The sequence below is a fragment of the Dethiosulfatibacter aminovorans DSM 17477 genome (assembly GCF_900142005.1).
In the GTDB taxonomy this organism is placed as follows: Bacteria; Bacillota; Clostridia; order Tissierellales; family Dethiosulfatibacteraceae; genus Dethiosulfatibacter; species Dethiosulfatibacter aminovorans.
Genome location: NZ_FQZL01000027.1, coordinates 25,389 through 38,474, shown reverse-complemented (window position 1 = coordinate 38,474; position 13,086 = coordinate 25,389). Strand labels below are relative to the sequence as shown.

Below are 13,086 nucleotides of genomic sequence, written 5' to 3'. Positions count from 1 at the left end.
TGTAAAGTAAATATTGTTTTTCAAATCCTTATAATTATATCACAAATAAAAGGCATAAACTAGGAACAGCAATGTATTTTCTAAGCTTTTTATCCCCAATAACATAAAAAAATTGCAGCCCAACGGGCTGCAATTTAATTTGTCAATTCAATATCGATTACTGAGCGTCAAGGTCAAGAACTATAACCACAACATCTCCATCATCGTTTTGGATAAGGTCAACAAAGTCTCCCTCTAGTACGTCAGAAAGTTCACCAGCTATGAAGTCACCTTCATCAATAACAACAACTACTACGTCGTCATCCATTGTGTAAAGATCTCCACCTTCAGCTCTTACTCTGATGCTGTCTATAGAAGCAACTTCGATTGCAGTGCTTGTAGTTGTCTCGTAAGACTCTACTCTGTCTCCGTCGAATTCAAGGATTACTATTGTATCAACTGTAGCATCAAGATCAACTCCGTCTTCAGCAAGGTAAGTCACTTCTTCACCGTCAACCAATGCTCTTACTTTGTCAACTGTGTCATCTCCGTCATAGTAGTCTACAACCTTGATAACTGCTGCATAGATGTCTCCAGCGTCCATTCCGTCAGTAACTGTCATTACATCTACTTCGAAGTCATCTTCGTCGTAGTCATACTCACCTTCGATGCCGTCAACCAATTCGTCAGCGTCTACTATTGCCCAGTCATCTTCGTCAGATTCCTGGATATCGAATACCAGTGTATTGTCTATAACATCGATATCGTCAAGCAGCATGTCGTCTTCGTCAAAGTCAGTTCCACCGTACGCTATACCAACCAAAGTTACATCAGTAATTTCGCCGTCGCTGTTAAGCTCGATTTCAACAAGATCTCTCTTGTCAAGTCCGTTAACAATGATTTCACCTTCAGATTCGTCGAAGAACAGGCTGATGCTTCCCATTGTTACTGTAGCATCTTTAGTAAAGTCGTCAGAATCATCTGCTAGATCATCAGTGTCAATGTCGTAGATTACTACGTCTCCGCCGTCAGTGAACACCTTAACTCTTGGCTCAGTGTCTACAGAAAGATCTCCTGTGAAGTCATCTTCATCTACATCACCGTCAGCTTCTGATACGTATACTGCATATCCTTCAACAGTTTCTTCATCGTCTGCTTCTTCCATAGCATAAACGTCTCCGTCCTTGTCAAGAGTCAAGTCATATTCTAATCCAAGCTCGAAAGTATCAAAGTCTACATCACCGAAGTCAGATGCATCGTAGTCGTCTCCGTCGAATACAGCTTCGTCTTCGTCTTCAACTTCCTGAAGCTCAACACCTTCAACAACGTCTCTTACAACTTCAAGCTTAAGAACTGCAGGATGATCTTCTAGGTCTTCGTCTGTACCAGCTTTCTTGTCAGAAGCGTATACGTATACAAGATCGTCTTTCTCTATGTCCTTAAGTTCGTCAGCATCTCCAACGATTGTAAGATTATCTGCATCAAGAACTACATCATCATCATCATCAAGGTCAGCTGGAAGTAGAATACTTTCAGTTCCTAAACCGTTAAGGACAGCAGGTCTTCTTGAAGAGTACTCAGTTGCGATTTGAACAATTTCAAATTCCCAAGCTACAACACCTTGAACAACATCATCATCGTCGTAAATCACTTTTACCATACAGCTTCCGTCGTCCATAAGGTCAAGAACATCTATATCTTCAGCTTTCTCACCATTGTAGAAAAGAGGAGTGCTTGAAGATACATCAAAAGTCTCTTCTTCGTCGTCAGCATCTTCAACTGTTATCTCGTCATCCACATCATTTACATTGTCAAGATCACCTACGAACTCGTTAGTTTCAATATCAGAAACATAAGCTACATCACCGTCAGCGTTCTCATAGTAGTCAACTGTGTGGTAAAGGTATGGAGTCAAGTCGATTACTGTATCAAGAGCATCGTCTGCATCATAGATGTCATCATATGTCATTTCATAATCGTTTACTTTCTCACCGATCTTGTCTATGATTTTCTTATCGTCAACATTCTTTTCGAAGTCTCCATCATTGTTTACTTCTCCGTATACAAGGTCAAGAGCATTGTAAAGGATTTGAGCTACAGCGCCTCTGTCAGCACCAGCTGCCTTCATAGCTACGTCATCAAGAAGATCAAGATTGATAGCCTTGATTTTGTAGTTTGTTGGCCAAGTACCTGTAAGAGACTCGTCAGAGTATCCAGCTCCTCTAACTACCATAGTAAGGGCCTCGTCAAATGTTACAGTGTTGTCAGCCTTGAAAGTTCCGTCTGGGTATCCGTTTACGATATTAAGTCCTGCTGCCAGAGCTATGTATCCTTCTGCCCAGTGTCCAGCTGTGTCGCTGAAGTTTGCAGTTCCGCCTGCAAGGTCAGCATATCCAAGCTCAACCATAAGAAGTTTTGCCATTTCCGCTCTAGTTACAACCTTTGCAGGCTTGTAAGTTCCGTCTGGGTATCCGTTAACAACACCCAAAGCGATAAGTGTTTCAACAGCTTCTTCATAATCAGTGTCTACAACATCAGATGGTGTAGCAGCGAATGCGAAGCTGAATGATCCTAGTACTAATGCAATCACTAGTACTAATGAAAGAATCTTTTTCATGTCTTTGTTCCTCCTAGAATTTTTTTATAATTACGCTTATGCGCATTTTACATTTACTATAATATCACTTTATCAAGCAGGTTATATTACAGAAATATTACAGTGTCATTTTTTAATCAAAATGATTATATCCATTATCCCGTCAAAATCGCCATGTACATCATACAGCTGTATTTGATCACCTATTTCCATTCCATCAACATCAGCAATGCCTGTGATATTGTATCCTTCTTCATTTTCCTCTGCGATATATACTTTCACATCATCCGCATATTCATAGAATGTTCCTTCAGCCTTGAGTATCTTGCCGCCATACTTGTTTGTAAGTTCGGAAAAAGTCAGTTCAGGATTTGGGACACTGAATGATTTTATCTTGTCTTGTATCAGCTCAAACTCAAGAAGCTGTCCCATATAGTCCTCCAATCCCGTCAACGATTCCATATATGAAGGGCCACTGTAAATATAGGCCTCCTTGCCTTCCACATATCCGTATATTCTGTACACTTCTTCCCCGTCAAGATTTAAAATCTTTGTTATATCGTCAGGAACGCTGTAAACCGTATCCGGATAATTGGTAATAATCCCGTTTTCAACTATGAGAAGCTCAACATAGTCTCCATCTTCATTTGTTGAAACATCACCTTTTATGAATTCATCCAGGCTTTCCAGACTTATCTTGATCCAGTCATCCTCATCCTTTGTATATATCAGGGTGCTGTCGTTAATGCCTGCTTCAATGTCTGTCAGCATCCTTTCAGAGTTGTCATATATTCCATCGTATGCAACAAGCTGAACCTTGTCCATTTTCTTGATCTTGTCCGCATTTTCAAGGTTGAATTTTATCACATCACCTTCAGACAGGTTTATGCTGTAAGTCAAGTCGTTGAATCCGCCTGACTCGACTATCAAGTCGTTTTCGAGATTTACATGGTAAGTCTTTTCAGCTCCCGAATTGTCAATCAATCTGATTTTGGGCAACTCAAGCTGATTGCTGTCTGTTGTTTCGATTACCAGCCCGTAATCCTCCGGCTGCTGAAGATCCCTTATTATATTGTACTTTACGACTTCTCCGTTTTTGTCAAGATATGCAGCAACATAGTATCCTGGTCCAAATCCATCTATCGGAATGTAACTGTCGCTGTGGCTGTATTGCACTCCGTCGATTTTACTGAGACCATTGGAACTGTTTTGAGTGGTTTCAGTCATGGCGCCTTCTATCCTGTTTCTGACAACTTCAAGCTCGAGGTATGTCTTTCTATATCCGGACTCGTCGGTTTCATATGCATAAATCACATCATTCGGACGAATGTCATAGATAGAATCCACATCCCCATGAACATAAATACTATTGTCATTAACTATTCCGCCATCCAAAGGAAGATAAATGCCATTGAATACAGTTTGTCCATAAAATGAAGAATCCGCCAGCAGAATTTTAGTCAGCTTCCTGCCTATAATCGCTTCAATTTTATTTTCATCCGATTCATAGTATATGATGCGAACCTGAGAATTGATCAGGGATATTCTTCTGCCCTCAACTCCATTAAGTATTATTTCAGCATCTTTTGTATCATATGGTTTTCTGTTTCCATATTCATCTTCAATGATTATGGTATTACTTGAAACGCTGGTGACTTTCCCTTCGTCTTCTTTTGTCCCGACATTCTGAAAGTAAACTATTTCATCGTCGGAGTTATAAAAAAGATTCCCTCTGTAATACTCATATTCTTTAAGTTTTGGATATAGAACAGCCTTTTCAATATCAGATTCAGAAATCTTCTGTTCTTCTCCATACCCTATATTGGATAGAAGCAATTCTCCGCTTGTTTCCCATTGATTGTTGCTGGTGTTTACAGTCCCCTTCTCGGAAAACAGTGCATTGTATGTCATTAGGGCAATGTCTCCCCTTGTAGCCTGGTCTCCTGCCAAAGGTATGCCGTCAACTATGCCAAGATCCCCGGCCTTAACCAGGTAGTCATAAGGCCACGCACCCGGCAAGCTCTGGTCCGTATAACCAAGACTTCTCACTATCATGGTTATTACTTCTGTATATGTGATTTCATTGTCCGGCCCGAAGGTTCCGTCCAAGTATCCCTGAACAATATCAAAGGCATGGGCAACCTCGACATATCTCTCCGCCCAGTGACCGTCCATGTCAGTAAAGGTGCTTTCCATGTTTTCCGTAAATTCTTCAAATCCAAGTACTATTGTAATCATTTTGGAAATCTGAGCCCTCGTAACCGGATCGTCAGGCTTGAAAGTTCCATCGGGAAATCCATTGACTACGCCGTAGGCAGACAAAAATTCCACTGCCTCTTCATATTTGGTACCTTCCACGTCGGGAAATTCCTGGCCGTAGGCGGAACCAACAAATAAAAATGTTAAAATCAATGTAAACAGGAGTATCTTCTTCATATAATCACATCCCTTTCTATTTTTGATTTTACTTAATGCTTTCCAACTATAATTATATATCAAAAATCCGCAACTATTGTTACATTAAAGTTACGGATTAGAACATGTGTCTATTCTTTAAGGATAATCATGGTATCGATTATCCCGTCGTTATCACCTTCAAGGTCATAAAGCCTCACCAGATTTGTTTCTCCAATACCGGAAAGCTCAATTGTTCCTGTTATTATATAGGAATCATTTATTTTTTCAGCTTCGTATACTGTGGCATCATCCACAAGCTCATAGAAGCTCCCACCCACCTTCATGAGATTTTCATCATAAAACCTGACGGGTCCTGAAAAATCAATTTCAGGTATCAGGGTACCGTAGGAAACGACCTTGTCCTGAACCAGCATTAACTGAATCAGTTTCCCCTTGAAATCATGGATGTCCACAAGATTCTTCCTGTCTGAACTGCTGTATATGTTTTCAATTTCTCCTCCGATGTTTATTTCAAAACTGTAGATTGCCTCACTGAAGCCATTGTATTCATCTTCAATGCTTTCGATGACTCCATTAAGGGAATCCGGATATTTTGTCTTGATTCCGTCTTCGACGACCATTATTTCAACATAGCGTTCGCCTTCACTTCTTATTATCCGACCCCTCAGGTATCCTTCCAGCCTGTCCGCTGTAAGCCTGGACCATCTGCCGTCATCCTTGAAAAGAAGAAGTGTATTGCCATCGAGAAAAGCTTCCGCCTGAAGAAGGAGCATGTCATAGTTTCTGTAAAGTCCCGAATACTGTTCATAATCCAGTTTCCTCAATTCATCAACTGTGTCTATATTCTCAAGGGTGTATACGATGGGATCTCCCGCTTCAAGATTTACTTCATATTTTATATTGTTGAATCCACCATTTTCGGCAACCAAGCTGTTGTCAACATCGACATTCAATACAGTCTCATGTCCGTCCCCATCAAATATTCTGATTGCCGGAAGCAAGAAAGAATCGCCTTCAATAGTTTCAAGAACAAAACCGTATTTTTCATCATTATTAAGTTCCGAAATGAACTTGTGCTTTACTATATCCCCTTTTTCATCAAGGATGGCCTCCACATGGTATCCGGACCCGAATTCTTCAGATGGCATATACACATCGCTGTGGTCGTATCTTACCTTGTCGATAACGCTGAATCCTTCTGCCGTATTTCCCTTTGCATAGGTCATGTCACCTTCAACCCTGTTTCTCACAACAAAAAGTTCCAGAACCGACTTGTCGCCTCTTTCATCAGTTTCATATGCATAGACCAGGTCTTCAGGCATTATTTCCTTCAGAAACTCAACTGCCCCATTGATGATGATCTTTTCGGGATCCGGGTTGTCATTTGTCAAAGGAAGAGCCAGTCCATTGTAATCATTCCCTTCTTCATATGGGTAAGGTGCCAGAAAGACATCGGTTATTTCCCTTCCAATCACCGCATCTACAACAACACCACTACCAATCTTCCTGTAGATTACATCCACATCTGCTCCAAAAAAGGATTCAGTTCTTCCTACAGCATTGTTGTATATTGTTTCAGCCCCCCTAATGTCAAAGGTTTCATTGATTCCATCAAGGTTTTCAACAATAATATTATGACCCTCCGCCTCAAGGACTGTACCGGAAAACTTTTCTGTATTTCTGTTGATGAAATATACTATCTCATCATCATTGTTGTAGTAAACTTCACCTGTGTAATACAGATAGCCGGAAATTTCCGGAAAGACCGATGGTTCTTCCAGCTGTTCCTCCATAATCTGCATCTCTTCCATATGTCCCAAGCCAGACAACAGTTTAATCCCGCTTGATTTCCAAAGGCTGGTATCCCCCTCAACTCTTCCCATATCCAGGAACAATGATTCATATATTATGGATGCTATGTCGCATCTGCTGGCGTAATCGCTGCTCATTTCCATGCCTTTTAAAATACCAAGACTGCCGGCTTTCACCATATAATCATAGGGCCAGTCTCCTGTCAAACTTTCATCAGTATATCCCAACGACCTCAATATCATGGTTACAGCTTCAGGATAGGACACCGGCTCATCAGGTCTGAATGTTCCGTCTTCATAACCCTTTATTATCTCAAGCCCCGCTGCAACTTCGACATATGCATTGGCCCAATGGTCGTCCATGTCTGAAAAGCTGCTCTTGAAATCATCGGGATAATCGCCGTATCCAAGAATTATAGACAGGATCTTTGACATCTGTCCCCTTGTCACATATTCTTCAGGACCGAATACGCCATCTGAATATCCGTTGACCACACCGTAGGCAGAAAGGAATTCGACTGCTTCCTCGCACTCCATCCCTTCAACATCCTTGAATTCAACAGAATATGCGGATACCGTCAGCAGATTAATAATCAATATTATCAGTAATAACAGTTTTTTCATTGAAACGAGACCTCTATTCATTCAATTTGCTATTGTTGTCATTTTGTTGATACCCATATATGAATCGGGTAATTACAAGTATATTATATCATCTTCCACCACATAGTTGTAATCTGATATATTTTTACTTATAATATTATTAGGTTGCATCCAATTAAGAAATCGGACGCAATCCGGAAGAAAAACAGACGTAAATTCTATAATGGAGAAATCTATGGAAGAAAAACAAAAATACAATAAAATCACTATGACGGAACGAACCGTTAAAATCATCCAGTACCTCTACGAATCCAAGAGGCCACCCACAGTTACGGAAATTGCAGAACATATGGAACTGGCAAGTTCCACGACCTTCAGGATACTTACAACACTTCAGGAATACAATCTGGTTGCCAAGGATGAAGTCTTCAACACCTATTCCCTGGGGCTCATGTTCATCCCCTATGGAGACAAGGTGAAAAGCAGTCTCAAGATAAAGGATTTTGCAGTCAAGGAAATGGAAATACTTGAGAAAATCTCAGGAGAAACAATAAACCTGGGTATATTGAACAACAAGGAAGCACTTATACTCCACAAGCTGTCAGGAGAAAATTCACTTCTTGTATCAAGCTTGAGCCTCACCACGCCCCTTTACTGTTCCTCAATGGGCAAACTGTTCCTGGCTCACCAGTCCCATGATTATATAGAGGAATACTACAGAACATTGAAACCCACCCGCATGACGGAAAACACAATAACCGATCTGGATGGCTTCAACAGGGAAAAGCCTGACATAATAAGAAACAACCTTTCCTACGACAGGGAGGAGTACGAATATGGCTTGTTCTGCATATCCTCCGGAATCTTCAGTGCAAGCGGCAAGATACTGGCTGCCATAAGCATTTCGGGACCTGCAAGCAGACTGAAGTCAAAGGGAATGGAAATGATAGAAAAGGAACTTCTCAAATCAACCTCCGCAATAAACGAGGAATTCAAGAAGTTCAATATAGAAAAGCTTGAATACATCTAGGATGGATTCAAGCTTTTTTACGGTGCAAGGAAATTAAATGTGCATACCCCTTGAAACGTTGGTGTTATGTGGTTAAGAAACTTGCTAAATAAAAATCATCTTAACAGACTGAGTACTTCCTCTTGATTTTTATTGGCCTGGGACATTATTGCCTGTGTGACATTTACAAGAATTTCCATTTTAGTAAATTCCATCATCTCTTTCGCCATGTCCGCATCCCTGATCCTGGATTCTGAAGATGTCAGATTCTCAGATGCAGTCAGGAGGTTGTTGACTACATGTTCCAGCCTGTTGTGCATTGCACCAATCTTCGACTTTTCTCCGGAAACCGTATCTATCGCTTCATCAATTGTAGCAATGGCAACCCTGGCTGAACTTCCGGTAGATACATCAATGCCTCCATTTGCGACAGCATCATTTACAGTTCCGTCATCATCTATGATTGCCGCTGTACCGGATTCAATATCCAGGGTTATGGTACTGGTTCCATTGCCAATGCTTCCATCCAAAGAAACCCCGATTCCAGCAAAATCTCCGGTTCCTATTGCGCTTGTTGCATCGGCTGCCACAGTAACAATGGAATCCTCCCTGATACCGTCGCTGAAGGTGGCTGTGTAGGATTCGTCAGTACCGAAAACGGTGGTTGTATCAAAACCAAGCATTGCTAAAGTATCACTTGGAGACCCGTCAAAATTAATTTCGGAACTTGATCCTGTTTCTATGGTATCAATAACCAGATGATCCGCATCCCATGATATTAAATATTTGTCCTTCAAGTCAGCTGTAGTATATTCATCTACCAGATAAGTAGCATTCTGAAATGCGTCAGCCAGTTGCTGTCCTAATCCAGGAGCCTGAGGATTGTAATACGTTGATACAGAACTCAAGTTTCTTACTTTAGTCATAAAAACCAATTCATCATTAATATAAATATTCTCCATACTACTTGGATAAAAGCTATAAATCTTAACCCCATTCTTCTGAGCTCCGCCCGCCTCTAAAACCTCCGTCGTCACACTCACAACATTTCCGTCAACCACCACACCACTATTTCCGACAACTTCCGCCCCAACAACATCCCCATCACCCTTTTCAACAGTGACTTCAGCCAACCTTCTGTCTACCCCCAGGGAATGTGCATCCAATGCCTTAATTCCAAAAGACATGATCTGCTCTGCTCCAGAACCTATCTGAAGATTAATGTCACTGCCATTTTGGGTATCAGAAGTCAGGCCTCCGTTAAGAAGCTTCTTCCCGTTGAATTCGACAGCATTGGAGATCCTGGTAATTTCAGATGCAAGTTCGTCAACTTCCAACTGGATTTTCACCCTGTCATCTTGCGACAAGGCATCATTGAATGACTGTATTGAAAGAGTCCTCATTCTTTGAAGAATTTCAGAGGTCTCTTCAAGAGCTCCCTCCGCAGTCTGCAGCATGGATATCCCATCCTGGGCATTTTTCTCCGCTCTTCCAAGTCCGTTTATCTGTGCTCTTATCTTTTCGGATATGGCGAGTCCTGCTGCATTATCCGCTGCAGAGTTGATGCTGCGACCCGAAGAAAGTTTCTCCAAAGAATCCATCTTCCTGTTCATGGCTCTATTCATAAATCCACAAGCACTCATTGACATCAGGTTGTTGTAAATTCGCATAACACAAACCCTTCTTTCTGTGTGGTCTTATTTGCATTTATGATTTAATACCGAATTGTATTTTTTTATATATGGTATATATCGTGCTGAAATATAAAATACTTTAGCCAAACAAAAATATAAATTCTTTTTACACCTAGGCATACTTATGGAGGCTGCAACCACCGAAAATAATAGAGTCAGAATTGTTTGAATCTTACCTTTCGTTATTTTTGGAATAATATTCCAAATTTTATTTGAAATGCCATTCCAGATATGCTATAATGGATTTGTGGTAAGACCTCGAATTGAAATTACATATATTTTAAATGGAGATGATCAAATGCAATCAAAATATGTATCGAAAAGATACTGGAAAGACAAGTCCACTCCCATGGGAAAAGTGGATGAACTGGCAAAACAATATGACGATGTCATAGACCTGAGCCTTGGAGACCCCGATTTGACGACTCACGACATCATCATAGAAAACGCTTTCAGAGACGCACGTGCCGGACATACAAAATATACGGACTTTCGAGGCGATCCTGAACTGAGAGATGAAATAATAAAGTACTACAATGAAGAATACCAGGTCAAAGTTGAGGATAAGGAAATAATGGTAACAGCCAGCGGATGCATAGCAATGTACCTTGTAATGGAAGCCATCCTGGATGACGGTGATGAGGTCATCATGCACGCTCCCTTCTTCACGCCATATCCCCAGCAGGTGGAACTGGCGAGAGGTATTCCTGTAATCCTTGATACCTTTGAAGATGAGGATTTCCAAATAAATGTAAATAGACTGGAAGAATTGATCACAGAAAGGACAAAAGCCTTGGTCATAAACACCCCGAACAATCCTTCAGGAACATGCTTCACAAGGGAAACCATGGAAAACATTGCAGCAATAGCTAAGAAACATGATCTCTTGATAATTGCAGATGATATATACGGAAGCTTCAGCTATCAGGAACCGTTCATCCCCATGGTTACATTGGATGGTATGAGAGAAAGGACAATAACAATAAACAGCTTCTCCAAGGATTTCACAATGACTGGCTGGCGAGTGGGAAACATAATCGCTCCGGACAATATAATAAGCGTGATACAACAAATAAACGAGAATGTTGTATTCACTGCACCTTCAATATCGCAGAGAGGTGCAATCTACGCACTGAGAAACAGAAAAACAGTACAGCCGCCCATGATTGAGGAATACAGAAAAAGGGCATTCTATGCTGCAGAGAGGATCAACAGCATTCCAAAACTGTCCGTTCTTCCTCCAAAGGGTACATTCTACCTTTTTGTAAACATAAAGGAAATGGGAATGACATCGGCAGAAGCCAGCGAACTGATTCTTAATGAAGCACACGTATTGGGAATCCCAGGGAATGCCTTCGGCTACTGCGGTGAGGGATATCTTAGAATCGCATGCACGGTAAATATGGACAAGCTTAAGGAAGCCTTCGACAGAATAGAAAAAATGGATATTTTTTGTGAAAAAATAATCGGTTTGTCAAGCTAGGAAAGGAGGGAAATTTATAAACCGGATTCATGCTGAAATCCAAACTCAAATCGATTATAATATTAATAAGGAGTATATATTTATGGAGAACAAAGAATTTATGAATAATGATATTACACGTTTCAAACTGACGGGAAGCAATATAGCAAAATTTCTAATCCCTTCCCTGATAGGGGTCATACTGTTCCTGTGTCCCATACCTTCCGAAGGAGCCTTCACAACTCCAATAGGTATTTTATCGGAATGGCTGGCAGGACTGACAAAGGCTTTTGCTCCTACATTCATAACATCGGTCATAATCATATCGGCTGTATTTTCAACCATAGCAAAGCTTTTTAGTCCAAGATGGATAATGAAAAACAGTCTTTTGAACAAGCTCTTTGTCACAAGTAACTTCTATCTCTTGTTTAGGATAATCGGAGCAGTTCTTTCATTCATGGTTTTAAATGAACTGGGAGGAGAAATAATATATTCCATCGATACAGGAGGCACAATGATGTCATTGGTGTCAACACTGGTAGCCTGGTTCTTTGCGGCATCATTCCTCATTCCACTGTTGATGGACTATGGTGCAATGGATTTCACAGGCACTCTGTTGAGAGGTTTCGTACAACCCTTGTTTAAACTTCCGGGCAGATCCGCAATAGACCTGGTGGCTTCTTGGATAGGAAACTGCAATGTTGGCGTCGTGCTAACAAGCTTCCAATATGAAAATGGCTACTATACGGGAAGAGAAGCAGCAGTCATAGCAACCTGCTTCTCGGCAGTATCACTTCCTTTCTGTCTGGTAATAGCCGCAATGCTCGGACTCGATGTTGTATTCCCACAATTCTATCTGACGCTAATGGTTGCCGGAGTATTGAGCGTGGTAGTAATGGCTAGAGTATGGCCCCTCAGCAAGTTCCCTGACGAATATTACGAAGCAGTAGGCAAGCAAATAAATGAGGAAGAACCCGAAGGGATGAAAAAATCGGAATGGGCTCTCAGACTTGCAGTTCAGAAGGCCGATTCTGCTGACAGTTTTGGTGACACAGTTTACAGAGGTTTTGAGATGTTCATGGGAATAATATTCTCACTGACTCCTTTGGTAATGGCATGGGGTACACTAGCTCTCATAGTAGCTACATACACTCCCGTATTCGACTGGGTTTCCATGCCTTTCGGATACTATCTTCAACTACTCGGTCTTCCTGAGGCATTCGAAGCAGCACCTGCAACAATAGTGGGATTTGCAGATATGTTCATCCCTGCAATACTGCTGACAGGAATCACTTCCATGAAGACCAAGTTCGTAGTAGGTGTTTTGTCTCTTGTTCAAATCATCTACATGACAGAGGTGGGAACAATCATGCTGACATCGAAGATACCTGTAAAATTCAAGGATCTGGTTATTATCTTCCTGGAGAAGACAATAATAGCATTACCGATAATAGTATTAATGGCCAACCTGTTTGGCATATCATAAAACCTTCAAATTGTATACACTGGACACA

7 protein-coding genes are annotated in these 13,086 nt (G+C 41.0%); 3 read left to right on the top strand and 4 right to left on the bottom strand.

The window, feature by feature from the left end:
* Nucleotides 1-157: 157 nt before the first annotated feature.
* The 3 genes from BUB05_RS14500 to BUB05_RS14490 all read right to left on the bottom strand — a co-directional run bounded on the left by BUB05_RS14500 (nucleotide 158) and on the right by BUB05_RS14490 (nucleotide 7,428).
* Complete coding sequence (locus BUB05_RS14500; RefSeq protein WP_073050340.1) at nucleotides 158-2,596, bottom strand: S-layer homology domain-containing protein; 2,439 nt, start codon at nucleotides 2,594-2,596, stop codon at nucleotides 158-160.
* Between the two features lie 105 nt (nucleotides 2,597-2,701).
* Complete coding sequence (locus BUB05_RS14495) at nucleotides 2,702-5,011, bottom strand: S-layer homology domain-containing protein (protein WP_073050339.1); 2,310 nt, start codon at nucleotides 5,009-5,011, stop codon at nucleotides 2,702-2,704.
* A gap of 110 nt (nucleotides 5,012-5,121) precedes the next feature.
* A complete protein-coding gene (locus tag BUB05_RS14490; protein ID WP_073050338.1) occupies nucleotides 5,122-7,428 on the bottom strand; it encodes an S-layer homology domain-containing protein in 2,307 nt (768 codons plus the stop codon).
* A 214-nt stretch (nucleotides 7,429-7,642) separates the two neighbouring features.
* On the opposite strand from BUB05_RS14490, the gene BUB05_RS14485 reads away from it, so the two are divergent.
* Nucleotides 7,643-8,437: an IclR family transcriptional regulator gene (locus tag BUB05_RS14485; protein WP_073050337.1), complete on the top strand. Its 795-nt coding sequence runs from the start codon at nucleotides 7,643-7,645 to the stop codon at nucleotides 8,435-8,437.
* A 95-nt stretch (nucleotides 8,438-8,532) separates the two neighbouring features.
* On the opposite strand, the gene BUB05_RS14480 is transcribed toward BUB05_RS14485, so the two are convergent.
* Nucleotides 8,533-10,086 (bottom strand): flagellin N-terminal helical domain-containing protein, encoded by a 1,554-nt coding sequence (locus tag BUB05_RS14480; protein WP_073050336.1) that lies wholly within the window; start codon nucleotides 10,084-10,086, stop codon nucleotides 8,533-8,535.
* 322 nt (nucleotides 10,087-10,408) lie between these two features.
* Here BUB05_RS14480 and BUB05_RS14475 point away from each other — a divergent pair, with 322 nt between their 5' ends.
* Both BUB05_RS14475 and BUB05_RS14470 read left to right on the top strand, forming a co-directional pair.
* The gene (locus BUB05_RS14475; protein WP_073050335.1) at nucleotides 10,409-11,593 is read left to right on the top strand and encodes a pyridoxal phosphate-dependent aminotransferase; all 1,185 of its coding nucleotides are present in this window, start codon (nucleotides 10,409-10,411) and stop codon (nucleotides 11,591-11,593) included.
* Nucleotides 11,594-11,675: 82 nt separating this feature from the next.
* Nucleotides 11,676-13,058 carry a YjiH family protein gene (locus BUB05_RS14470; RefSeq protein ID WP_094762977.1) on the top strand — a complete coding sequence of 461 codons (1,383 nt, stop codon included), beginning with the start codon at nucleotides 11,676-11,678 and terminating at the stop codon, nucleotides 13,056-13,058.
* Nucleotides 13,059-13,086 lie beyond the last annotated feature (28 nt).